General features: G+C 69.0%; 11 protein-coding genes. All 11 read right to left on the bottom strand.

The genetic code is table 11. From position 1 onward, the window contains the following. Nucleotides 1–31: 31 nt before the first annotated feature. The 11 genes from ACIQPT_RS13095 to ACIQPT_RS13045 all read right to left on the bottom strand — a co-directional run bounded on the left by ACIQPT_RS13095 (nt 32) and on the right by ACIQPT_RS13045 (nt 24787). Nucleotides 32–778 carry an aspartyl/asparaginyl beta-hydroxylase domain-containing protein gene (locus ACIQPT_RS13095; RefSeq protein ID WP_401155459.1) on the bottom strand — a complete coding sequence of 249 codons (747 nt, stop codon included), beginning with the start codon at nt 776–778 and terminating at the stop codon, nt 32–34. Between the two features lie 91 nt (nt 779–869). Next, a complete protein-coding gene (locus ACIQPT_RS13090) occupies nt 870–2156 on the bottom strand; it encodes a cation:proton antiporter (protein WP_401155458.1) in 1287 nt (428 codons plus the stop codon). 123 nt (nt 2157–2279) lie between these two features. Beyond that, nucleotides 2280–14390, bottom strand: coding sequence for an amino acid adenylation domain-containing protein (locus ACIQPT_RS13085; protein ID WP_401155456.1), 12111 nt, complete (start codon nt 14388–14390; stop codon nt 2280–2282). A gap of 170 nt (nt 14391–14560) precedes the next feature. After that, a complete protein-coding gene (locus tag ACIQPT_RS13080; RefSeq protein WP_401155455.1) occupies nt 14561–15397 on the bottom strand; it encodes a siderophore-interacting protein in 837 nt (278 codons plus the stop codon). Further along, entirely contained in the window at nt 15397–17964 is a 2568-nt protein-coding gene (locus ACIQPT_RS13075; RefSeq protein WP_401155454.1) for an amino acid adenylation domain-containing protein, read from the bottom strand. The genes ACIQPT_RS13080 and ACIQPT_RS13075 overlap by 1 nt, the downstream gene beginning before the upstream one ends. Nucleotides 17965–18069: 105 nt before the next feature. Beyond that, entirely contained in the window at nt 18070–18873 is an 804-nt protein-coding gene (locus ACIQPT_RS13070) for a 2-keto-4-pentenoate hydratase (RefSeq protein WP_401155453.1), read from the bottom strand. An 82-nt stretch (nt 18874–18955) separates the two neighbouring features. Then, complete coding sequence (locus tag ACIQPT_RS13065) at nt 18956–19960, bottom strand: SAM-dependent methyltransferase (RefSeq protein WP_401155451.1); 1005 nt, start codon at nt 19958–19960, stop codon at nt 18956–18958. A gap of 29 nt (nt 19961–19989) precedes the next feature. After that, nucleotides 19990–21027 carry a 4-hydroxy-2-oxovalerate aldolase gene (dmpG, locus tag ACIQPT_RS13060; protein WP_401155450.1) on the bottom strand — a complete coding sequence of 346 codons (1038 nt, stop codon included), beginning with the start codon at nt 21025–21027 and terminating at the stop codon, nt 19990–19992. Continuing rightward, a complete protein-coding gene (locus ACIQPT_RS13055; RefSeq protein WP_401155449.1) occupies nt 21024–21881 on the bottom strand; it encodes an acetaldehyde dehydrogenase (acetylating) in 858 nt (285 codons plus the stop codon). Before ACIQPT_RS13055 ends, dmpG begins: the two co-directional genes overlap by 4 nt. A gap of 161 nt (nt 21882–22042) precedes the next feature. Next, a complete protein-coding gene (locus ACIQPT_RS13050; protein WP_401155447.1) occupies nt 22043–23191 on the bottom strand; it encodes a prephenate dehydrogenase in 1149 nt (382 codons plus the stop codon). 105 nt (nt 23192–23296) lie between these two features. Beyond that, nucleotides 23297–24787, bottom strand: a complete 1491-nt coding sequence (locus tag ACIQPT_RS13045) for a tryptophan 7-halogenase (protein WP_401155445.1) — start codon at nt 24785–24787, stop codon at nt 23297–23299. Nucleotides 24788–24838 lie beyond the last annotated feature (51 nt).

Genomic DNA, 24838 nt, shown 5'->3' with positions numbered 1-24838 from the left:
CCGCTCCCGGGCCCCGGGACACACGGTGCGCTCAGCCCATCAGTGCGCGGATCTCGGTGATGAGACCGACCAGGGCCTCGCGCTCCGGGACGGTCGTCTCCGGGTGCCACAGGTCGACGAGAAGGCAGGTACGCGGCCTGACACCGTTGTTCCACGCCTCATGGACGAAGGAGTAGTCGAAGAGCAGGCACTCGCCCTCCTTCCAGTGCCGGGTCTCGCCGGCCACCGTGATCCCGCACCCCTCGGGGATGTCGACCGCGAGGTGCAGGTTGATGCTGAAGTTCCACAGGTCGCAGTGCGGGGCGATCGACGCTCCGGGAAGCAGCGTCGAGAAGTGGCTTTCCAGGAGGGGGCAGAGCTTGCCCTGATCGACGACCTCACGGGTGAGGATGTCGTACGCGGTGGGCACCAGAGCCGCCGAGGACTCGACCGGCCCGCCGTCACGGAAGAGGTAGAGCGCCTGCCAGTTCTCCTGCCGGGTCAAATAGTGCTCGTAGTCGGAGAAGGCGCTCTTGCGGTCGGACCACGCCTCCGCGAGCTCCTGTCCGATGGCGCCGTGTCCGGCTTCGAAGGCACGGACGACGGGCTCGATCTCGGGGTGCTCGTAGGGGTCGTGCCAGGGCTTCGACGAGATGCCGGGCATGATCCACTTGGCGTCCTTCTGCAGCGGATGGCGCTCCTGCCGCTTGGCGTACACCATCTCCTCGACGCGGGTGATGGAGTCGGCTCCGTGCCGGTTCTTCACCGTCTCGAAGATCTGGTCTATCTCGGGTGTCATGTCCGGTCCTTTCCGGCTACGGCTGCCTGCTCGGCAGACTCGTACGAGGTGACGGTGTGGGTGAGCTGAGGTCCGGGTCCCTGCCGGGAGGTCATCCGGCGACACATTCCTTCTGCGGTACGGGAGTCGCGCCTTCCGGCTGACCGGCGGAGGGCGTTCGCCGCCGGGCGGCCAGGCGGTCGATCAGGCTGAGTGCGGGCGCGGTCAGCCCCGTGGTGACCAGCGTCATCACCACCAGCATGGCGAACACGGTGGGCGTGATGATCCCCAGTTCCAGTCCGATACCGAGCACCACGAGCTCGGTCAGCCCCCGGCAGTTCATGAGTGCGCCGAGCGAGAGCGAGTTCTGCCAGCCGAGCCCGGCCAGTCGTGCCGCACCGGTGCTGCCCGCCCATTTGGTGACGATCGCGACGACGACGACCAGGGCGCACCAGCCCCACAGGGCAGGCTCCGCACCGATCAGCCGGAAGTCGGTGTGCATGCCGGAGTAGGCGAAGAACAGCGGCAGCAGAAGCACCACGGTGACGCCTCGCACCTGTCCCGCTGCGGCTGCCACCTGTGGCGCACCGCGCGGAACGACGGCGCCGAACAGGAACGCTCCGAAGATCGCGTGGATGCCGATCCAGTCGGTGGCGAAGGACGACAGCAGGATCCCGGTGAGGAGCAGGAGCAGGGACGTCGCTCCGCCGGCCGGCCGATCCGCGTGACGCGTGGCCAGCCGGGCCAGCAAGGGGCGCACTCCGTACATCATCACGGTGATGAACAGGGCGGTCATGACGACGGTGGTGAACGCCGCGGTCATGGAGGTGTGCCCTCCCAGCGCTGTCGCCAGAGCCAGCAGGCACCAGGCGGTGATGTCGTCGACCGCCGCGCAGGTGATGGCGAGTCCTCCCACGGTGGTGCCGGCGATCTTCCGGTCCGTGAGGATCCGGGCGAGCACCGGGAACGCGGTGACGCTCATCGCCAACGCGATGAAGAGGGCGAACGCCGGGAATCCGACACCGGGTCCGGCGAATCGCCCGTACATCACGCCCGCGAGGAGAGCCCCGCCGATCATGGGCACCAGCACGCTCACATTGCTGACCATCACCGCGACGCGGCCGGCCCTGCGGACCTGCCCCACGTTCAGCTCGTGTCCGATCAGGAACATGAAGATGATCAGGCCGAGCTGGGCCAGTGCCTCGGTCACCGGGAGCAGGTCCACGGGAAAGAGCCACCGCTGCCCCGACGGCCAGACGGCGCCCAGCAGTGAGGGACCCAGGGCTATGCCGGTCAGGATCTCGCCCATCACCGGAGGCTGCCCCAGCCGCCGGCAGAGCCGGCCGGCGGCATAGCAGCAGACCATGACCAGGGAAAGCATCAGGAAGAGATGCGACATGTGAGCGACAGCGGGCAGACCAACAGCGAGCTCGGTCGACATCGGCGAAGCACCACCTCTCTGAGGAGTCGAAGGAATCGGTGATCGGTGAAGGTCCGGGAGGGCGCGACCGCCCCCGAAGACCTATCGCCCGCGGGTCCGGGCGATGCCCTGCCATATTTCGGAGAGCGAGTCCGTGCGCGCCATCTCCGCATGACTGCAGTCGATGCGCGCGACGTCGAGGCGACCCGCTATGTAGGCGTTCCAGACGGTCGCCTCGTCCGCGTCGGCGGGCTTTCCGTGTGCCGCCTCGTAGAACTGGGCGTCCCCGTCGAATGCGCCGGGAATGTGCGCGGTCAGAATCCGGTGATTGTTCCGGTAGATCGCAGCGATTTCCGCGAGATGCCGTTCGGCGAGTTCGGCGAACAGGCTTCGGTCCCGGTGCAGCGCCGCCACGATCCCGGTCATGGTGAGCGGCTCCGCGCCCTCCTCGGCCCGCACTCCGAAGAATTCGGCGAGTCCCGCGACCACTTCGTGTTCCGTGGCGGGGAGCGGCGACGGCCCGTCGAGGACGGGGTAGGCGTCCAGCAGGGCGAGGGTCTCCACCTGCTCGCCCTCAGCCCTCAGCTGGACGGCCATCTCATGGGCGACGACTCCACCGAAGGACCAGCCCATCAGGTGGTACGGACCCGATTCCTGTACGGCACGCATCTGCCGGACGTAGTCGGCCGCCATCTCCCGTATCGAACCCGGGAGCGCCTCCTTGCCGTCCAGACCTCGCGCCTGGAGGGCGTAGACGGACTGTCCCGGAGAGGCGATGCCCGCCAGCGGCGCATAGCACCAGCCGATACCGCTCACGGGGTGGACGCAGAAGAGGGCCGACGTCCCGCCGTGCTCCCTGATGGGCAGGAGCACATCGAACGCGTCCCCGCCCGAGGACCGGCCCAGCTCCTCCGCGAGAGTCGCGGCGGTGGGCGCGGCGAAGAGCGCACGGATGGCAGGCGTCTCGCCGAGGACGTCCCGGATGCGACCGATCAGCTGGACCGCCAGCAGGGAGTGGCCGCCCAGCTCGAAGAAGTTGTCCTCGACTCCGACCGCGGGCAGGCCCAGGGTCTCCGCGAACAGCCCGCAGAGGATCTCCTCGCGCGGGGTCCGCGGACCCCGCCCGGCCGTGTGCGCCTCGTACGAGGGCGCCGGCAGAGCACGCCGGTTCAGCTTGCCGTTGGCGGTCAACGGCAGCCGCTCCAGCACCACGAGGGCGGAGGGCACCATGTACTCCGGCAGCAGACCGGCCGCATGGGCGCGCAGGGCTCCGGTGTCCACCTCCTGGTGGTCCGCCTCGGCGACCACATAGCCCACCAGGCGCTTGTCGCCCGGCCGGTCCTCGCGGGCCACCACCGCCACCTGCGCCACCCCCGGGAAGCGACCCAGTACGGCTTCGATCTCGCCGAGTTCGATGCGGTAGCCGCGGATCTTGACCTGGTCGTCGGCGCGGCCCACGAACTCCAGGAGCCCGTCCCCGGTCCAGCGGGCCAGGTCACCGGTCCGGTACATACGGCTGCCGGCCGGACCGAAGGGATCAGCGACGAACCGCTCGGCGGTCAGGTCCGGACGTCCGAAGTACCCCCGGGCCAGACCCGATCCCGCCAGATACAGCTCACCCGCCACACCCGGCGGAACCGGCCGCAGGTTCCCGTCCAGGACGTAGGTCCGCGTGTTGTGCAGCGGGCGGCCGATCGACGGCGCCCGGGTGACGGGACCGTCCGTGGACCACACGGTGGCGTACACCGTCGCCTCGGTCGGGCCGTAGATGTTGTAGACACGGTCGGCCCGAAGCCCGTCCTTGACCACGGCGGCGGCCTGGGCGGTCAGAGCCTCGCCGCAGAACACCACGGTGTCCGCCGCGGTCCGTACGTCACTCCGGGACACGATCCTGGCGAGCGCGGACGGGACCCCGCTCACCAGGACCCCGGAACGGTCGCCGGTGTTCCGGTCGCCCAGGGCCAGCAGGTCACGAAGGACTTCGATGCGGCCGCCGGTCAGCAGCGGGCCGAACATCTCGAACACGGAGACGTCGAAGTTGAGGGACGTGGTGAACAGGACGTGCGCCAGTGGCTGTGCGCCGAACTCGTCACGCGCCCAGGCGACCAGGTTGGCCACGTTGGCATGGGTGACGACGACGCCCTTGGGGCGGCCGGTGGAGCCCGAGGTGTAGATGATGTACGCCGGGTGCGACGGTCGCAGGACGCCGCTCCGGTCACGGTCGGTCGGGTCGGTGGCGGGCCGGCCGTCCAGGGCGGCGATGACCTCGGGAGCGTCCAGGACCAGGCGCGGAGTACGGGAGCCGTCCGGGAACATCTGCTCGGTCTCCTCGACGGTGAGGACGAGCGCCGGATCGGCGTCCCGCAGCAGATAGGCGATCCGGTCCGCCGGGTAGGCGGGGTCGACGGGGAGATAGGCGGCTCCCGCCTTGAGTACGGCGAGCAGCGCCACCATGGTCTGCGCGGTACGCGGCAGAGCGAGGGCGACGAACTGCTCGGGGCCGACCCCCCGCGCGATCAGATGGTGGGCCAGGCGGTTGGCCCGCTCGTTGAGTTCGCCGTAGCTCAGGTCGGTGTCGGAGGCCAGGACCGCCGGATGCCCGGAGGTCAGCGCGACCTGCGACTGGAAGAGCGTGGGAAGGGTCGCGTCGGTCAGCTCGACCGCGGTGTCGTTCCACTCCCCCAGCACCTGCCGGTGCTCCCGCCCGGTGAGGATCGCGATGCGGCCGAGCGGCTGGTCCGGCTCCGCGACCGCCGCCTCCAGCACCCGCACCATCCGGGTCGCCAGGGCTTCGACGCTCTCCCGGTCGAACAGGTGGGTGCTGTAGTGCAGCAGGCCGCCGATGCCGGTCGGCCGGCCTTCGCTTCCGTACTCCTCCGTGAAGTTGAAGCCCAGGTCGAACCTGCTGACCTCGAACGCAACCGACTCCTCCGTCACCGTCAGACCGGGCAGGCCCAGCGCACTGCCGCCCGTGGCGTCCAGGCCGAAGATCACCTGGAAGAGGGGGTGGCGGGCGAGTGAGCGTTGGGGGTTGATGGCTTCTACGAGTCGTTCGAAGGGGATGTCCTGGTGGGAGTAGGCGGCGAGGTCGGTTTCGCGGGTGCGGGCGAGGAGTTCGCGGAAGGTGGGGTTTCCGGAGGTGTCGTTGCGCAGGACGAGGGTGTTGACGAAGAAGCCGACGAGGTCGTCGAGTGCTTCGTCGGTGCGTCCGGCGACGGGGGTTCCCAGGGGGATGTCGGTGCCGGCGCCGAGTCGGTTCAGGAGGGTGGCGAGTGCGGCTTGGAGCACCATGAACAGGGTGGTGTCGGTGTTCTGGGCGAGGGTGAGCAGTGCGTGGTGGAGTTCGGCGTCGATGGTGATGGGGACGGTGTCGCCGTGGTGGTCGGCGGCTTTGGGCCGGGGGCGGTCGAAGGGGAGCTCGAGCTGGTCGGGGATGCCGTCCAGGGTCTCTTTCCAGTAGGCGAGTTGCCTGCTGGCCAGGGAGTGGGGGTCCTCCTCCGCGCCGAGGAGCTCGCGCAGCCAGAGGGTGTAGTCGGCGTACTGCACCGGCAACGGCGACCACACCGGCGCGTGCCCCTGAAGCCGGGCACGGAACGCGGCCTCCAGGTCACGTCCGAGTGGCCCCATCGAGGCGCCGTCGCTCGCGATGTGATGGACGAGGATCAGCAGGACGTGCTCGGCGGGGCCGAGGGTGAACAGCGTCGTCCGGAGCGGGATCTCGGCGGCCAGGTCGAACACGTACTGTCCCGCGTCGCCCAGCGTCGCGGCCAACTCGGCTTCCGAGCACGTGACATGCTCCAGCCTCAGGCTGACGGCGTCCGTCGCCAGCACGGTCTGGGCCGAGCCTCCGTCGACCTCCTGGAAGACCGTCCGCAGGCTCTCGTGCCGCACCACCACATCGTTCAGCGCCTGTTCGAGAGCATCCGCGTCCAGGTCCCCGGTGATCCGGAACGCCACCGGAACGTTGTACGTGGCGTTCGCACCCTCCAGCTTGTCCAGGAACCAGAGGCGGTTCTGTGCGGGGGACAGCGGGATCCGCTCCGGGCGCTCCATCGCGGTCAGCGCGGTCCTGGCCGAGTCCGCCTCCGCCACCTGGTCGGTGAGGGTGGCGATGGTGGGAGCCTCGAAGAGGGCCCGCACCGGGAGTTCGATGCCGAGGGTGGTGCGGATGCGGCTGACGAGGCGGGTGGCGAGGAGGGAGTGTCCGCCGAGTTCGAAGAAGTTGTCGTCGATGCCGACCTGGGGCATGCCGAGCGTCTCGGCGAAGAGCAGGCAGAGGGTTTCCTCCTGGGGGGTGCGGGCGGTGCGTCCAGTTCCGGTGGTGGGCTGGTCGGGGGCGGGCAGGGCGCGGTAGTCGACCTTGTTGTTGGTGGTCAGGGGCAGTTGGCCGAGGACCAGATAGGTGGAAGGCACCATGTATTCCGGCAGCAGGCCGGTGGTGTGACTGTTCAGGGCCTCGATGTCCGGGGCGTCGGAGCCGGCCTCGGCGACGACGTAGGCCACGAGCCGCTTGTCCCCGGGCTGGTCCTCCCGGGCCACGACCGCGATCTGGGAGAGTCCGGGGAAACGGCCCAGTACGGCGTCGATTTCGGCGAGTTCGATGCGGTAGCCGCGGATCTTGACCTGGTCGTCGGCGCGGCCCACGAAGTCCAGGAGTCCTTCACCGGTCCAGCGGGCCAGGTCGCCGGTGCGGTACATGCGGCTGCCGGCCGGACCGAAGGGATCGGCGACGAACCGCTCCCCCGTCAGATCCGGACGCCCGAAGTACCCCCGGGCCAGGCCCGATCCCGCCAGATACAGCTCACCGGCCACACCCTCCGGTGTCAGTGACAGGTTCTCGTCGAGGATGTAGGCCCGCATGCCGTCCAGCGGACGGCCGACGGGTATCGGCGCCGGTATCGGCCCGGGTATCGCATCGCCCGTACGCCAGGGAGACTGACTGGCGAAGAGCGTGGTCTCGGTCGGGCCGTAGGCACCCCGCACCACCGTGTCGGGGCAGTGCTGGAGCACCCGCTGCACCGCGGTCGGGGAGATCACGTCACCGCCGGTGATCACTTCCCGTACGCCGGTGAAGCAGGTGGGGGCTTCCTCGGCCATGACCCGGAACAGGCCCGCGGTGATGTCCAGTCCGGTGATCTTCTCGTCGGTGATCAGGCGGGCCAGTTCGGCGACGCTCAGATCGCCTTCGGGCGTGATGACCGTGCGTCCGCCGTGCAGGAGCGGTATCCAGAAGGCGTAGGTCGAGGGATCGAAGGCGTACGAGGCGAGGAGCAGCACCCGCTCGTGTGCGCCGGGCACACCGAACATGCTGTCGTCGGCCAGGTCGAGGATGTCGCGGTGGGTGATGGCGACGCCCTTGGGGCGGCCCGTCGAGCCCGAGGTGTACATCACGTACGCCAACTGCTCCGGCCGGCACTCCACCCCCGGATCACTGGTGGGCAGGCCGGCAAGCGTCTCGTCCCCGTCCACGTTCACCGTCACCGGGGCGGTGGGCAGGCCGCGTTCACGCATCCCCGCATCGGCGAGCAGCACGGGCGCGGACGTCTCGTCCACGATCCACTGCATCCGCTCCAGAGGGCTTGCGCTGTGCAGCGGCAGATAGAACGCCCCCGCCTTGAGCACCGCGAGCAGGGCCGCGACCAGGTCCACCGAGCGTTCCATCAGCACCGCCACCGGCGCCTCCGGACCCACACCGAGACCCACCAGCCGATGCGCCAGCCGGTTCGCCCGCTCGTCCAGCTCCCGGTACGACAACTCCCGCCCGGCACACCGCACCGCCACCGCATCCGGCGACCGCACCACCTGCGCGGCGAAAGCCGCCTGCACCGAACCGGCCCCGAGCCCCTCACCGGGCTCCGCTCCCGCCCACTCCTCCAACAACCGCACACGCTCGTGCGTATCGATCACATCGATGCGGCTGAGCGTCCGTGCCGGATCCGCGACAACGGACTTCAGGACGCGTACGAGACGGGTGAACAGACGCTCCACGGTCTCCCGCTCGAACAGCTCGACGGCGTAGGTGACATACGCTCGCACGGGCCCGGGAAGACCTTGATCGGTGTACTTCATGAGGAAGTTCAGCGACATGTCGAACTTCGCCGTCTGCTGCTCCCCGACGATTTCCTCGACTTCCAGGCCGGGAAGATCCAGGGCGCCGTCGTCACCGGTCTGCAGATTGAGCAGGACCTGGAACAGCGGGTGGCGGGCCGGTGAGCGCCGGGGGTTGACCGCCTCGACCACACGCTCGAACGGCACGTCCTGGTGGGAGTACGCGGCCAGGTCGGTCTCCCGGACCTGGTCCAGCAGCTCCAGGAACGTCGGTTTTCCCGAGGTGTCCGTGCGCAGCACCAGGGTGTTGATGAAGAAGCCGACGAGGTCGTCCAGTGAATCGTCGGCGCGTCCCGCGACCGGGGTTCCGATCGGGATGTCCGTCCCCGCCCCCATCTTCGTCAGCGCCACCACCAGGGCCGCCTGCGCCACCATGAACGTGGTGGTGCCGGTCGACTGTGCCAGGTCGGCCATCCCGCGGTGCAGCTCTGCGTCGAGCTCGAAGAAGACCGAGTCGCCCCGGTAACCGGCCACCTTCGGCCGGGAGTGATCGAAGGGCAGCTCGAGCTGGTCCGGGATCCCTTCCAACGCCCTGGACCAGTAGCCCAGTTGCTCATTCACCAGTGCGTCGGGATCGTCCTCCGCACCGAGGAGCTCACGCTGCCACAGCGTGTAGTCCGCGTACTGCACCGGCAGCGCCGGCCACGACGGCGCGAGCCCCTGGAGCCGGGCCCGGAACGCGACCTCCAGATCGCGCCCCAGCGGCCCCATCGATGCCCCGTCACTCGCGATGTGGTGCATGAGCAGCAGAAGGACGTGCTCGTCGGGGCCGACCGTGCACAGCGTGACCCGCAGCGGCAACTCGGTCGCCAGGTCGAACGCATGCAGACCGGCCTCCCGCAGCACCGCGTCCACCTCGTCCGCACCACAGGTGACCCGACGCACCTTCACCTCGGCGGCGTCCTCGTACAGGACCACCTGCACCGGGTTCCCGTCCACCTCCGGGAAGACCGTCCGCAGGCTCTCGTGCCGTGCCACCACGTCGCCCAGGGCACGCTCGAGCACGTCGGCGTTCAGCTCGCCGGTGATCCGGAACACCACCGGAACGTTGTAGGTGGTACTCGTCCCTTCGAGCTTGTCGAGGAACCACAGCCGGTTCTGCGCCGGTGACAGCGGGATGCGCTCCGGGCGCTCCATCGCGGTCAGCGCGGTCCTGGCCGCTCCCGCCTCGGCGACCCGGTCGGCCAGGGCGCGGACCGTGGGGGCCTCGAACAGGACCCGCACCGCCATCTCGGCACCCAGGACCGAACGGATGCGGCCGGCCAGGCGGGTGGCGAGGAGGGAGTGCCCGCCGAGTTCGAAGAAGTTGTCGTCGATGCCGACCTCGGGCACGCCCAGGACCTCGGCGAACAGACCGCACAGAGCCTCCTCGCGCGGAGTGCGCGGCCCCTGCCCGGCACCGGTGGCGGGCAGTTCGGGGGCGGGCAGAGCGCGCCGGTCCAGCTTGCCGTTGGTGGTCAGCGGGAGCCGGTCGAGGACCACGAACGCGGAAGGCACCATGTACTCCGGCAGCACACCGGTCACATGTCCGCGCAGACTCTCGACATCCACCTCCCCGCCCCTGTCCGGCTCGGCGACGACGTAAGCCACGAGCCGCTTGTCTCCGGGCTGGTCCTCCCGGACGACGACCGCGACCTCCGACAGCCCCGGGAGACCGAGCAGCAGTGCCTCGACCTCGCCCGGCTCGATCCGGAATCCGCGGATCTTCACCTGGTGGTCGACCCGGCCCACGAACTCCAGCAGCCCGTCCGCCTGCCACCGCACCACGTCACCGGTGCGGTACACGCGGGCCTGGGGGTCGTCCGAGAACGGGTGCGCGATGAACCGCTCCGCGGTCAGTTCCGGGCGGTTCCAGTAGCCCCGGGCCAGGCCGGGGCCGCCGACCCACAGTTCGCCGGGCACGCCGGGGGGCAGCAGGGCGCCGTCCTCGTCCATGACGAACACCTCGGTGTTCGTCAGCGGCCGGCCGACGGGGATCTGTCCGGTTCGGGGGGTGCTCCGGTCCACCCGGTAGCACGATGTGAACACCGTCGCCTCGGTGGGACCGTACCCGTGGATCAGGTGCTCGGGGGCCCAGGGACCGTCCACCAGCTGGTCCACCACCGACCGTTCGACGGCCTCGCCGCCGTAGAACACGTACTGCATCCCGGCGAGGAGGTCGGGGCAGTCCAGCAGGTGCTGGCGGAGCAGGGGAGCCGTCAGCCACATCATCGTCACCCCGCAGCGGCGCAGCTCCGCCTTGAGTTCCACGGCGTCGAGGAGGACCTCCTTGTCCATGACGACCATGGCGGCTCCGGACGTCAGCGCGGGCCAGCATTCGAAGGTGAAGGCGTCCCAGGCGAAGTTCGACGGATGGGCGACCACGTGGCCGGGACCGATGCCGGCGAACACGTCGCTGTCGACCAGCCGGCAGACCGAGCGGTGCTCGATCATGACGCCCTTCGGCGTACCGGTGGAGCCGGAGGTGTAGATGACGTGGAACAGGCTGTCGGGGCGGACCCGCACGGACGGGTCGGTGCGGGGCCGGGTGGCGATCGTGGGCCGGTCCTGGTCCATCAGCACCCGCTCGGCGGTGCCTCCCAGCCGGTCCTGGAGGTGTGCGTGGGTGATGACCAGCGACGCCTCCACATCGGCCACCATGAACTCCAGCTGATGCACCGGATAGTCATGGTTGAGCGGCACATAGGCGGCGCCTGCCTTCAGCACGCCCAGGACCGCGACGACCGCGTCGATTCCCCGCTCGACGCAGACGGGGATCAACTGCTCGGCACGGACTCCCCGGTCGATCAGGTGATGGGCGAGCTGGTTCGCCCGCGCGTCGAGTTCGCGGTAGCTCAGCGCCTCTTCGCCGCAGAACACCGCTGTCGCGTCCGGGGTCCTGGCCGCCTGCTCCTGGAACAGCTGGTGCACGGTGGTGTCGTCGGCATACGGCGCCGTCGTGTCGTTCCACTCGACGACGAGCTGTCGGTGTTCCTCCGCGGAGAGGAGGGGGATCCGGCTCAGCGGCAGATCCGGGTCCACCGCGACCGCGGCGAGCAGCCGCTCGAAGCAGTCCGTGATCCGTCGCGCGGTCTCCGGGGTGAACAGGTCGAGGGCATAGGCCAGCCGCCCGCCGATCCCGTCGGGGGTGCCGTCCCCCGTGTGCTGCTCGAAGAGCTCGAGGGTGAGATCGAACTTGGCGACCTCGGTGTCCCCCAGGCTCACGTCCGCGGTCAGCCCCGGAAGGTCCAGCCGCACGGACGTGTTGTTCTGCATGGCCAGCAGCACCTGGAAGAGAGGGTGTTGAGCGGCGGAGCGCACCGGGTTGAGGGCGTTCACCAGGTATTCGAAGGGGACGTCCTGGTGGGCGAAGGCCTCCAGGGACACGTCCCGTACCCGGTCCAGCAACTGCTGGAAGGAGGGATCGCCGGTGGTGTCGGTCCGGATCACCAGCGTGTTCACGAAGAAGCCGACCAGGTCGCCCATCGCCTCATCGGTCCGGTTGGCGATGGGGGTGCCCACCGGAATGTCGTGGCCGGCGCCCAGCCGGGTGAGCACCGCGGCGAAGGCGGCCTGCATCACCATGAACAGGCTGGCCCGGTAGGTACGGCCCAGAGCGGTGAGGCGCTGGTGCAGCTCTGCGTCGAGCTCGAAGAGGACCGAGTCGCCGCGGTAGCCGGCCACCTTCGGACGAGGGTGGTCGAAGGGCAGGTCGAGCTGGTCCGGGATCCCCTCCAACGCCTTCGTCCAGAAAGCCAGTTGCTTGTTCACCAGTGCGTCGGGGTCGTCCTCCGCGCCGAGGAGCTCACGCTGCCACAGCGTGTAGTCCGCGTACTGCACCGGCAGCGCCGGCCACGAGGGCGCCGCCCCGGCGCTCCGTGCCGCATAGGCGAGGCCGATGTCCCGGGTCAGCGGGGCCAGCGACCAGCCGTCGGACGTGATGTGATGCATCAGCAGGAACAGGACGTGCTCGGTCTCCGACAGGGCGAACAGCCGGAGCCGCAGCGGCGGGTGCACCGCCAGGTCGAAACGCTCCCGGGCGAGGGCGGAGATCTGCGCGGGCAGGGCGGACTCTTCGGTCCGCACCACCTCGACGTCATGGATCGCCCGGATCGCCGGCAGGATCTGCTGGAACGGGACGCCCTGAGCGTCCTCGGGAAAGACCGTGCGCATGCTCTCGTGCCGTGCCACCACGTCCTCGAGCGCGGCCTTCAGCGCGGCCCGGTCCAGGTGCCCCGCCAGACGTACCACGAGGGGAAGGTTGTAGGTGGCGCTCTCCTCCTCGAGCTTGTCGAGGAACCACAGCCGGTTCTGTGCCGGTGACAGCGGGATCCGCTCCGGGCGCTCCATCGCGGTCAGCGCGGGCCTGGCCGCTCCCGCCTCGGCGACCCGGTCGGCCAGGGCGCGGACCGTGGGGGCCTCGAACAGAACCCGCACCGGGAGTTCGACGCCGAGGGCGGTGCGGATACGGCTGACGAGGCGGGTGGCGATGAGGGAGTGCCCGCCGAGCTCGAAGAAGTGGTCGTCGATACCGACCTCGGGCACGCCCAGGGCCTCGGCGAACAGACCGCACAGGGCCTCCTCGCGCGGGGTCCGCGGACCCTGCCCGGCACCGGTCGCCGACCGGCCGGGGGCGGGCAGTTCGGGGGCGGGCAGGGCCCGCCGGTCCAGCTTGCCGTTGGTGGTCAGCGGGAGCCGGTCGAGGACCACGAACGCGGAAGGCACCATGTACTCCGGCAGCACACCGGTCACATGCCCGCGCAGACTCTCGACGTCCACCTCATCGTCGCCGCCCGGCTCGGCGACGACGTAAGCCACGAGCCGCTTGTCCCCGGGCTGGTCCTCCCGGACGATGACCGTGACCTGCGACAGCCCCGGGACGCGGCCCAGCGCCGTCTCTACCTCGCCGAGTTCGATGCGGAACCCGCGGATCTTGACCTGGTCGTCGGCGCGACCCACGAAGTCCAGGAGTCCTTCACCGGTCCAGCGGGCGAGGTCACCGGTGCGGTACATGCGGCTGCCGGCCGGTCCGAAGGGATCGGCGACAAACCGCTCCGCCGTCAGGTCCGGACGCCCGAAGTACCCCCGGGCCACACCCGTACCCGCCAGGTACAGCTCCCCGGCCACACCCTCCGGGACCAGCGACAGCTCGTCGTCGAGGATGTAGGCGCGCTTACCGTCCAGCGGACGTCCGATCGGCAGCGGGGCCGGCAGCTCGCCGCCGATCGCCCACGGCTGCTGCGTCGCGTACAACGTGGTCTCGGTGGGACCGTACGCGCTGCGCACGACGATGCCCGGGCAGCGTTCCAGCACCCGCCGCACCGCGGTCGGGGAGACCACGTCACCACCGGTGATCACCTCGCGTACTCCCGCGAAGCAACCCGGGTTCTCCTCCGCTATCACTTGGAACAGCCCTGCGGAGACGTCCAGGGCGGTGATCTCCTCCTCGGCGATCAGACGGTCCAGCATCGCCACGCTCGGATCGCCCTCCGGCGTGATGACCGTCCGCCCGCCGTGCAGGAGCGGCACCCACAGGCCGTAGATCGAGGGGTCGAAGGCGTACGGAATGACCATCAGCACCCGCTCGTGCACGCCCGGCTCGAACATGCTGTCCACGGTCAGGTCGAGGACGTCGCGGTGGGTGACCGCGACGCCCTTGGGGCGGCCCGTGGAGCCCGAGGTGTACATCACGTACGCCAGTTGCTCGGGTCGGCAGTCCACCCCCGGATCGTTGGCGGGCAGGCCGGCAAGCTCAGCGTCCTCGTCCACGATCACCGTCACGGGGGCGGTGGGCAGGCCGCGTTGACGCATCCCCGTGTCGGCGAGCAGGACGGGTGCGGACGTCTCGTCCACGATCCACTGCATCCGCTCCAGAGGGCTGGCACTGTGCAGCGGCAGATAGAACGCCCCCGCCTTCAACACCCCCAGCAGCGCCACCACCAGATCCACCGAGCGTTCCATCAGCACCGCCACCGGCGCCTCCGGACCCACCCCCAGACCCACCAGCCGATGCGCCACCCGGTTCGCCCGCTCATCCAGCTCCCGGTACGACACCTCCCGCCCCGCACACCGCACCGCCACCGCATCCGGCGACCGCACCACCTGCGCGGCGAAAGCCGCCTGCACCGAACCACCGATCAACGTCGCGCCCGACCCGAACGACCGACTTTCAGCAAAATCGACAGCATGCATTGCCTATTACTCTCTCTCGGTGTTGAGGTCGCGCGACTGTTGGTCGGCTCCGACTGTTGGTCGGCTCGGCAAGATGAATGTGCTGGGGGGGAAGGGGCCGAGAACTACGTCGGCACCGGGTCGTCCACGTCTCGGTTCCACTCGGATTTCGTGGACTGCCAGCCGTCCTCGTCCGCACCGCGACGCCAATAGCCGGAAATGGACAGCTGATCGCGCGCCAGGCCGCGTTCCGTCCGCAGGTGATGCCGCAGCGCCTTCACGAAGTGCGCCTCACCGTGGACAAAGGCGTGCACCGTTCCCGCCGGGAATTCCCACGCGGCGACGGCCTCGTGAAGCGCGACGCCGATCTGGCGCTCCCCGCGGTGCAGCCAGATGATCTCGGCATCGGCCGGCGTCCGGATCTCCTGCTCCTCTTCCGGACCGGAGACCTCGATGAACGCCTTGGCGACCGCGCCCGCCGGCATGGCCTCCAGGGAGGCCCCGATCGCGGGCAAGGCGCTCTCGTCCCCGATGAGCAGATGCCAGTCGGCCTCCGCGCCGGGCGAATAACCTCCACCGGGACCGATGAAGTAGATCTCTTCCCCGGGCTTCACGCTCGCGGCCCAGGGGCCGGCCAGACCGCTCTCACCGTGGCAGACGAAGTCCACGGACAACTCGACGGCATCCGGGTCCCACCCACGGACCGTGTACGTCCGGGTCTTGGGCCACTGGTCTCGCGGGAAGTCCCGGCGAATGGCCGAGATGTCGAACGGTTCGGGGTACCGCACGCCCTCCAGAGGGAAGATCAGTTTGATGTAGTGATCGGTGTACTGCCCGGCGGTGAATTCCCGCAGGCCCTCACCGCCGAGCACGACCCTGGCCATGTTCGGGGTCACCCATGCGACGCGCAGCACCCGCCCTCGGTGCAGCCTCGACCTGTTGGGCGTCGGTTGGACGGACATCATCGGCTCCTCGCCTGTTTCCTTGTGTCAGAACTGCTTCTCAGTGCTCGAGCCAGAACAGGAGCGATGTCCGCAAGCGCATCCGCGCTCATCACCTGCATATGCTCGAAAGGAGTGACGTGCTTGGCGATGCGGCCGCTGACGTACGGCTCCCAGACCTCCGCGAGTCCGGTGGACGCACCGTCCGGCCCGGCCGCCTCGATGAAAAGCATGTCGCCGTCGAAGTACTCGGACGGCGCCGCCCGGCTGATCGCGAGATTGTTCGCCGTGATGTCGATGAGAGCGGCGACAGTCCGTTCCCCGAGGCTGGCCAGGGTTCCGCCGTGGGACTTGAGGATCTCGAGAATGCGCCGCATCTCGATCGGCTCGTCGCCCGCTTCGGCGTGGAAGGCCCCGATTCCGTCGAAGGCCAGTTCCAGCAGATCGCGCTGACTGCGCATACGGTCCGCGCCGGCGTGCCCTCCGGTGCCGGCATCGAGCACAGCCAGCAGGGACACCTCCTCGCCCTCCTGCTGGAGACGGGCCGCCAGGGTGTGGGCGACCTTGCCGCCGAAGGACCAGCCCAGGAGGGCGTACGGTCCGGACGGCTGGACCGCCCGGATCCGGCCGAGGTAGTCCTCGATCAGCTCGTCCATATCCGCGGGGAGCGGCTCGTCCACGGCCAGCCCGCGCGCCTGGAGCCCGTACACCGGGTGCTCCTTCGGGGCGTAGCGCAGCAGTCCGGCATAGCACCAGGCCATGCCGCCTCCGGGGTGCACGCAGAACAGCGGCGCACGGCTGCCGGCCGGCCGCAGGTTCAGCACGTGCTCCAGTGCGCTGTCCTGCTGCTCGCTGTCCGCCTGGCCCAGGTTCGACAGAGCGGCCACGGTGGGCGTGTTGAGCAGGCTGCGGATCGAGAGCTTCACGCCCAGGATCGCCCGGATGCGGCTGACGAGGCGGGTGGCGAGGAGGGAGTGTCCGCCGAGCTCGAAGAAGTTGTCGTCGATACCGACCTCGGGCACGCCCAGGATCTCGGCGAAGAGGCCGCACAGGATCTCCTCGCGCGGGGTGCGCGGACCGCGCCCGGTTCCGGTCGTCGGCTGGTCGGGGGCGGGCAGGGCGCGGTAGTCGACCTTGCCGTTGGTGGTCAGGGGCAGTTGGCCGAGGACCACGTAGGTGGAGGGGACCATGTATTCCGGCAGCAGGCCGGTGGTGTGGGTGTGCAGGGCCTCGGTGTCCGGGGCGTCGGTGCCGGTCTCGGCGACGACGTAGGCCACGAGCCGCTTGTCCCCGGGCTGGTCCTCCCGGGCCGTCACTGCCACCTGCGCCAGCCCCGGGAAGCGGTCCAGAACCGCTTCGACCTCGCCGAGTTCGATGCGGTAGCCGCGGATCTTGACCTGGTCGTCGGCGCGGCCCACGAAGTCCAGCAGCCCGTCACCGGTCCAGCGGGCCAGGTCACCGGTGCGATACATACGGCTGCCGGCCGGACCGAAGGGATCGGCGACGAAGCGTTCGGCGGTCAGGTCCGGGCGTCCGAAGTACCCCCGGGCCAGGCCCGATCCCGCCAGATACAGCTCGCCCGCCACACCCTCCAGAACCTGCGACAGGTTCTCGTCGAGGATGTGGGCCCGCATGCCGTCCAGCGGACGGCCGACGGGTATCGGCGCGGGTATCGCATCGCCCGCGCGCCAAGGGGCCTGACTGGCGAAGAGCGTGGTCTCGGTGGGGCCGTAGGCGCCCCGCACCACCGTGTCGGGGCAGTGTTCCAGGACGCGTCGGACGGCGGTCGGGGAGATCACGTCACCGCCGGTGATCACCTCACGCACTCCCGCGAAGCAGGTGGGGGCCTCCTCGGCCATCACCCGGAACAGACCCGCCGTGACCTGGAGACCGGTGATCTCCTCGTCGGCGATCAGCCGGGCCAGCGTCGCCACACTCAGATCACCCTCCGGCGTGACGACCGTCCGCCCACCGTGCAGCAACGGCACCCACAGTTCATAGGTCGAGGGATCGAACGCGTACGGAGCCACCATCAGCACCCGCTCGTGCGCGCCCGGCACACCGAACATGCTGTCGTCGGCCAGGTCGAGGACGTCGCGGTGGGTGACCGCGACGCCCTTGGGGCGGCCCGTGGAGCCCGAGGTGTACATCACGTACGCCAGTTGCTCGGGTCGGCAGTCCACCCCCGGATCGTTGGTGGGCAGGACGGCAAGCGTCTCGTCCTCGTCGACGATCACGGTCACGGGGGCGGTGGGCAGGCCGCGTTGACGCATCCCCGTGTCGGCGAGCAGGACGGGTGCGGACGTCTCGTCCACGATCCACTGCATCCGCTCCAAGGGGCTGGCACTGTGCAGCGGCAGATAGAACGCCCCCGCCTTCAACACCCCCAGCAGCGCCACCACCAGATCCACCGAGCGTTCCATCAGCACCGCCACCGGCGCCTCCGGACCCACCCCCAGACCCACCAGCCGATGCGCCACCCGGTTCGCCCGCTCATCCAGCTCCCGGTACGACACCTCCCGCCCCGCACACCGCACCGCCACCGCATCCGGCGACCGCACCACCTGCGCGGCGAAAGCCGCCTGCACCGAACCACCGATCAACGCCGCGCCCGACCCGAACGACCGACCCTCAGCACCAACAACAACAGCACTCGCAGCACGCATTACCCATCACCTACTTCCGAAAGAGAGCTACTGAAGAACCCGGCCGCTCAAAGCGGAAAGGGACACGGATCCCAAGGACCCGAACGACGCCCTGACGGTGGCGCCCGCCTCGAGATCAACCGCTGCGGCCAGCGATCCGGTCAGGACCAGGTCGCCGGCGCCGATGCCCGCGCCGAAGGAGGCCAACATGCGCACCAGACACGCCACGGACTCCGCCGGATGCCCCAGCACGGCCGAACCCTTCGCCGTCTGAACGGAGTCACCCGACTCGAACACCATCGTCTCGGCGGCAAGGTCGCGCCCGTCGAAGGGAACGGCTGCGCCCACGACGGCCATGGCCGACGAAGCGTTGTCCGCGACGGTGTCCACCCACGCGATGTCCCAGTTCTCGATCCGGCTGTCGAGTACCTCAAGCGCCGGGTAGACCTCGGTGGTGACGGCCAGTACGTCGGCGGCCGTCGTACGGGGGTCGGAGAGGTCGGCGCCGATCCGGAAGGCGATCTCGCCCTCCACCTTGGGCGAGATGAACCGTCCGGTATCGAGGCGGGCGCCGTCGGGGAGGAGCATGTCCTCGGTCAGAAAACCGAAATCCGGTTGATCGACGCCGAACATCTGCTGGATGGCGACGCTGGTGGCGCCGATCTTGTATCCGGCATGCACCGCACCGTTCTTGTCTTCAAGGGCACGAAGACAACGCTGGACAGCGTAGGCGTCCTGCGCGGTGAACTCCGGATACCGGTCGGAGATCGGCGGTATCGCCTTGCATGCGTTCTTCGCGTTCCAAAGTTCGCCGGCTATGTGTTCATGAACGGCGTGCGGAGCATGAAGCATATCTCGTGGCCGAGTTGGGTGCTGCGCAGATGACTGCCGCAACTTTCCCAACTCGGCTCGCCTCCATTCAGACCTCGAGAAGTTATTTGGTCGCCAGGAACAGCCGGCCGCCCGGCATGAGTCCCGACACGCAATCGACATGCGAGAAGCCGGCGCTGCGGAACTTCTCGACCCACTGGTCCTCCGTGGGCAGAGCGACTCCCATGAAATTCGCGTGCAGGTAGGTGAAGAGAGCACTGAACTTGCGCTCGCGGTCCTCCTGGCCGTACGAGACCGCGTCGACCACGGCCAGGAGGCCGCCGGGCGCGAGAGCCTTGCGGCAGGTGCGCAGCACGTCGTCGAAGACGGCTTCGTCCTGCAGGACGTCGTGCATGACGAAACATGCCTGGATGACGTCCGCCCCTTCGAGCGGGCCGGGATCGGCGATCAGGGACTCGACCGACCGCTCGACGACCCGCAGCCGATCGTCCACGCCGGCTCGGCCCGCGGCCTCTCGGGCCGCGGCACAGGCGCCCGCGCTCAGGTCGAGCGCGACACCGGAACGCCGGTCGTCCTGCGCGAGAAGGCCGATGAGCAGGCCGGCCGCGCCCGCACCGAGGTCGACGACGTGCTTCGCATCGGCGGCCACGACCCGTTCGACGACGGCGGGGTAGAAGGCCCGGTCCCCGATCCAGCGCGAGCTGACCGCCACGCGGCGCCCGTCACGGTGATAGGTGTCGGCGGCGGACTCGCCGTCGGAGAGGAAGGCTCGCGCGTTCTGCAGGAACGGGCTGTTGGCGGTCAGCGCCCAGGACAGGTAGCCGGCCTGATGCCGCCAGTCCGGGTAGTCGTCGGAGGCGCGGTACAGGCCCTCTCCGCCCTCTCCGCCCTCTCCGCCCTCGGCGACGAGCAGCCCGGCGGCCGACAGTGCGTGCACGTATTCCTGGAGGCCTTCCTGCGGAAGACCTGTCACCTCGGCCAGCTCCGGGACACCGAATGTGCGGCCCGAATCCAGCACCTGGTCCACGCCGATCTCGGCGCCTATCTGGAGCAGTGCGGCCACCGCCGCGATATCCGCTCCGACCTCTTGTGCAGAATGCAAGTTCACCTTTACTCCTCCTTGTTTCGAACCGGTCGTCACGCCACGTCGAGCAGGGAATTCTTTTCGGCGAGCTCCATCGCCACTTCGATGATGGTGTCTTCCTGGCCGGCGACGACGCCCCTGCGGCCCAGCTCCATCACGATGTGCCGGGGGTCCACCTGGAAGCGCTCCGCGGCACGGCGGGTGGGGGCGGAGAATCCGGAGAAGACACCGGCGATTCCGCTCGTGATGGTGACGCTGTCGTTGGTCGGAATGCGCTTGACGAAGGTGGATTCCGCGAGATCGCCCGCATCGAGTGCGGCGAACAGCTGGAGCTTGGTCTCGATCTGTTCCAGGTGCAGGTTCGCGGCGATCAGTTCGAGCGGCGCGTTGCCGGCCCCGGCGCCGAAGCCGCGCGCCGTGACATCCACGATGGTCGCGCCGGCCTTGACGGCGGCCATGCTGTTCATCACCGACAGGCCGAGGTTGTTGTGGCCGTGGAAGCCGACCTCGATGTCGAGCCCCTCGACCAGCGCGCCGACCTTCTCGTCGACGGCGGTCGGGGTGTAGGCGCCCGCCGAGTCCATCAGGATGACCGCGTGTGCTCCGTACCCCTGCATGAGCCGCGCCTGCTCCAGGAGCGTCCTGGTCGACGCCATGTGGCTCATCAGCAGCAGGCCTTTGACGGTGACGCCCAGCTCACGGAGCATGGTGATCTGCTGGCGGGTCACGTCCGCCTCCGTGCAGTGGGCGCCGACCCTGACCTCGTCGACCCCGCAGTCGAGCGCGGGCTTGAGATCGCCCTCGACCGTCGCGATCCCCGGGATGGACAGGACACCGAGCCGCGTCTGCCGCAGTTGGTCGCGCGCGGCGGTGAGCATCTGCGCGTCCGTCAGCGCGGCACGGCCGATCTGGATGGACGAGGCGCCGAGTCCGTTGCCGTGCCCGACCTCGAGGAGGTCGGCCCCCGCCAGTTCGGCGGCCTTCGCATAGGAGACGATGTCCGCATGACCCAGCTGATGCGATACGGCGTGATTTCCGTCCCGCAGGGTCGTGTCACAGATCTTGAGTTGCCGATCGGCGTGTGTACTCATCGACGTGCCTCCGCTCGTCCTTCGGCGACAGCCACTGCCGCACAGGTGATGACGTCCAAGTTCCCGGCGTAACGCGGCAACCAGTCACCGAGCCCTTCCACTTCGATGGTCACCATGATGCGATCGCCGACGGCTACCGGCGGAACGACCACGCGATAGCCGGGCACATAGGAATTGATCCGCTTCTCCATGTGATCGACCGAGACGCGCAGCGCTTCCATGTCGATGTCTTCGGAGGCCGGCACCGCGATGGTGTTCCGCATGACGATCCCCGGTTCCGCGGGGTTGATGATGAGAATCGTCTTGGCGGTTTCCACCCGGGAGAATTCATGCGTGGCCTGCTGGGTGGTGAAGGCGTACTCGTCGATGTTCGCCCGCGTCGCGGGACCGACACTCGCCGACGAGCTGGCCGTGGCGATCTCCAGGTATTCCAGGGGGCCTTCGGAGGCCTCGCTGAAGCAGCGCGCGATGGGCACCGCGGCCTGTCCGCCGCAGGTCACCATGCTCACGTTCTGCTCGGTCAGGCAGTCCTCGAGGTTGAGGGCCGGAACGCAGAACCTACCGAGATGCGCCGGTGTGAGGTCGACGACCGGAATTCCCAGACCTTCGAGAATCTTCCAGTTGTGGACCGCGTCCTGGGCCGACGTCGCGTCGAAGACCAGGTCGATCCGGTCCGCGGCCTCGGCGACAGCGTCGATTCCACCGGCGGTCGTCGGGATTCCGCGGGAAACGGCGAGCTCGATACCCGGCGAGCTGGCACGCCGGCCGGCGAACAGTTCACACCGGAGATGGGGCGAGGCCAAAACCTTGAGCAGCAGGTCGCAGCCGATTTTTCCCGTGCCGATGATGGCCACGCGAAGAGGTTCAGTAAGGGCGTCTTCTTGTGCGTACATTCACCTGTCTCCATCCGCAGTCTCGATGCTGTGAACGTCAGGCCGTGTGGCCGACGAGATGAACCCAGAAATAGGCGGGTCGTACGGGTCGTTCAGATGCGGGTCGTTCAGATACGGGCCGTTCAGATACGGGCCGAACAGGGCACGCCGGGAACCGGGGCGACGGATTCGGCGCTCCAGCCGGCCCGCCCCAGCTCCAGGACGATCTGGCCGGCGTGCACCGCCGGCACGGCGAACGTGATGGCCAGGCTTCCTTCCTCCGTGGAGTAGCGCGGCACCACGTCCTCCGCCTCCACGTGAAGTGCCTTGAGTGCGTCCAGCAGGCGGATCAGCTGTCCAGGGCCCTCCGCTACCTGGACCTCCACGTGCGCCTGCCGGTCCGCGGCCTGCCATCCCCGGATCGCCGCCAGGCCGGCGGCTCCCCTGTTCAGCACGTCGACCATCGGCGCCAGGCTCCGGCTCCCGTCGTCCCGCGGTGCATCGGATACGTCGGATACGTCGGATACGTCGGATACGTCGTCGAGCGTGGTCAGCAGGGTCGTCAGGTCGTCCCTGAGCCCGCGGAGCACGCCCGCGACCGCCGGTGCGTTGGCCCGCAGGATGTCGCTCCAGAGCCCGGTGTCCCTGACGGCCATCCGCGTCACGTCGTGCAGCCCCTGCCCCGCGAGCCGAAACGATTCCCGCGAGCCGTGCTGGATGCGCGCGGCCATGAGGCTGGCCACCACATGCGGGGCGTGCGAGGTCAACGCCACCGCTTCGTCGTGGGCGCGGCCGTCCATGATCACCGGGACGGCCCCGCACATCGCGATCATTTCGAGCACCCGGTTCATCGCGTCCTGGGAGGTCGTCTCCGAGGGCGTCAGGACCCAGGACCGGTCCTCGAACAGATCCGCCCGGGCAGCCAGCGGACCGCACTGCTCACGGGCGGCGAGGGGATGCCCACCCACGTAACTGGAGGGCGTCGCCGCGGACTGCTGGACCTCCCCCGCCAGTTGCGCCTTCACGCTGGCGACGTCGGTGTAGGTCCGGGCCAGCCCTCGCGCCTGCAGCTTCGCGAGCACATCGCCGACCGCGCTCGGCGGTACGGCGATCACCGCCAGGTCGACCGGTTCGTCCGAGGCGCCCACCACTCCCGCGCCCAGCGCGGCAGCCGTGCGGGCGGCCACTTCCTCCTTGTCGAGCAGTTGCACCTTCACCCCGTGCCGGCTCACCGCCAAGCCGATCGATGTGCCGATCAGACCCGTGCCGACCACGGCCATCGTTCGTATCACCGTTACCCCCATCAGGCTCTGGACGTCCCCCGGCCACCACGGCCTCGTGCGGCCGTCGTCGTCCCTGCGACCGCCGACGACGTGGAAAGGCCGGCAGCGGAAAGGTCAGTAGCGGAACTCCGCCCAGTGCATTCCGTCGGCGGACGGCACGAGGCCGCCGTCGCGTATCGGGCCTTCCTCGTCGACGACCTCTCCCAGCGCGGCATGGAGCTGGATCTTGGCCCCCTCGTCCAGGACGGACTGGACGAGCGTCGAATCGAACAGATCGCGGTCCGTTCCGCTCTCGCCGGCCGGCTGGTCGGCCAGCTCGGAGAACTCCCGGAACGTGGACTCGCGCGGCTTCGCGTAGGAAGCGGCGTTGACCAGTGCGCCTTCGTGCGAAGCTCCGCCTCCGACCAGTTCGACAAAGGACTCGAGTCCGGGTGCCGAGCTGTTCGTGACCTTCTTCGCGGACCAGAAATAGGAGTCCTCGTCCCGGTGCATGTCGTAGAACGCCACCAGGAAGTCATGGAAGAGCGAGTACTCGTGCCGGTACCGTGCCTCGTACTCCTCGAAGCACTTCGTCTCGTCGAACTCCCCGCTCAGCACCGAGTTGATGGAGCGGGCGGCCAGCAGGCCGCTGTAGGTGGCGAGGTGCACGCCGGAGGAGAAGACCGGATCGATGAAGCACGCCGCGTCGCCCACCAGGGCCATGCCGGGGCGCCAGAACTTCTCCTGGCAGTACGAGTAGTCCTTGCGGACCCGGACCTCGCCGTAGGGTCCGCTCTCCACCCGGCGTGCGTCGGTCAGGTATTCCGCGATGAGCGGGCATTCCTCGATCAGGCCCATCAGGGCCTTTTCCCGGTCCCCCTGCACCCGGTCCAGGGACTCGCGCCGCAGTACGACGCCCACGCTGGTCAGCTGGTCGGTGAGCGGGATGTACCAGAACCAGCCGGCGTCGAAGGCGGCGCAGAGGATGTTGCCGGAGTTGGGTGCGGGAAGCCGCTTTCCGCCCTCGAAATACCCGAAGAGCGCGATGTTCTTGAAGAAGTCCGAGTAGTGCCGGCTGCCGCCGATCCGGCTCTGGATGCGGCTCTTGTTGCCCGAGGCGTCCACGACGAAGCGGCTGCGCACCTCGTGCCGCACTCCGTCGGCGTCGGCGTAGAGCACGCCGCAGACGCGGCCGTCCTCCTCGATGACGTCCACCACGGAGCTCTTCTCACGGACCTCGACGCCCTTGTCCCGTGCGTTGTCGAGGAGAATCTGGTCGAACTTCATCCGCTCGACCTGGTAGGCCAGCGAGGTCGGGCCGGAGAAGGTCTCGGAGACGGAGAAGGAGAACGTCCACGGCTCGGGGCTGCTCCCCCATCGGAAGGTGCCGCCGCGTTTGGGCATGAACGCGGCCTTCTCCAACGCGTCCGAGACACCGAGGAGTCTGCAGATGCCATGCACCGTCGAAGGCAGCAGGGACTCTCCGATCTGATACCGGGGGAACTCCTCCTTCTCCAGGAGCAGAACGCGGTGCCCCTGCATGGCCACCAGAGTGGACGCGGTGGAACCGCCCGGCCCACCACCGACGACAACGACATCGAACTCGTGGTCGTTCTTGTCCTGCATGGCATATCTCCTTCCATAGTTCTTTCAGGGGAACGCACATCCATCAACGCG

Source organism: Streptomyces sp. NPDC091289, assembly GCF_044757365.1.
GTDB lineage: Bacteria > Actinomycetota > Actinomycetes > Streptomycetales > Streptomycetaceae > Streptomyces.
The sequence above is the reverse complement of the archived record's forward strand: the minus strand, read 5'-3'. Positions and strand labels throughout refer to the sequence as shown.

Coding starts and splice junctions, on each gene's coding strand:
- ACIQPT_RS13095 (WP_401155459.1), bottom strand. CDS start 778: ATGACACCCGAGATAGACCAGATCTTCGAGACGGTGAAGAACCGGCAC.
- ACIQPT_RS13090 (WP_401155458.1), bottom strand. CDS start 2,156: ATGTCGCATCTCTTCCTGATGCTTTCCCTGGTCATGGTCTGCTGCTAT.
- ACIQPT_RS13080 (WP_401155455.1), bottom strand. CDS start 15,397: ATGTCCGTCCAACCGACGCCCAACAGGTCGAGGCTGCACCGAGGGCGG.
- ACIQPT_RS13070 (WP_401155453.1), bottom strand. CDS start 18,873: ATGCTTCATGCTCCGCACGCCGTTCATGAACACATAGCCGGCGAACTT.
- dmpG (WP_401155450.1), bottom strand. CDS start 21,027: ATGAGTACACACGCCGATCGGCAACTCAAGATCTGTGACACGACCCTG.
- ACIQPT_RS13045 (WP_401155445.1), bottom strand. CDS start 24,787: ATGCAGGACAAGAACGACCACGAGTTCGATGTCGTTGTCGTCGGTGGT.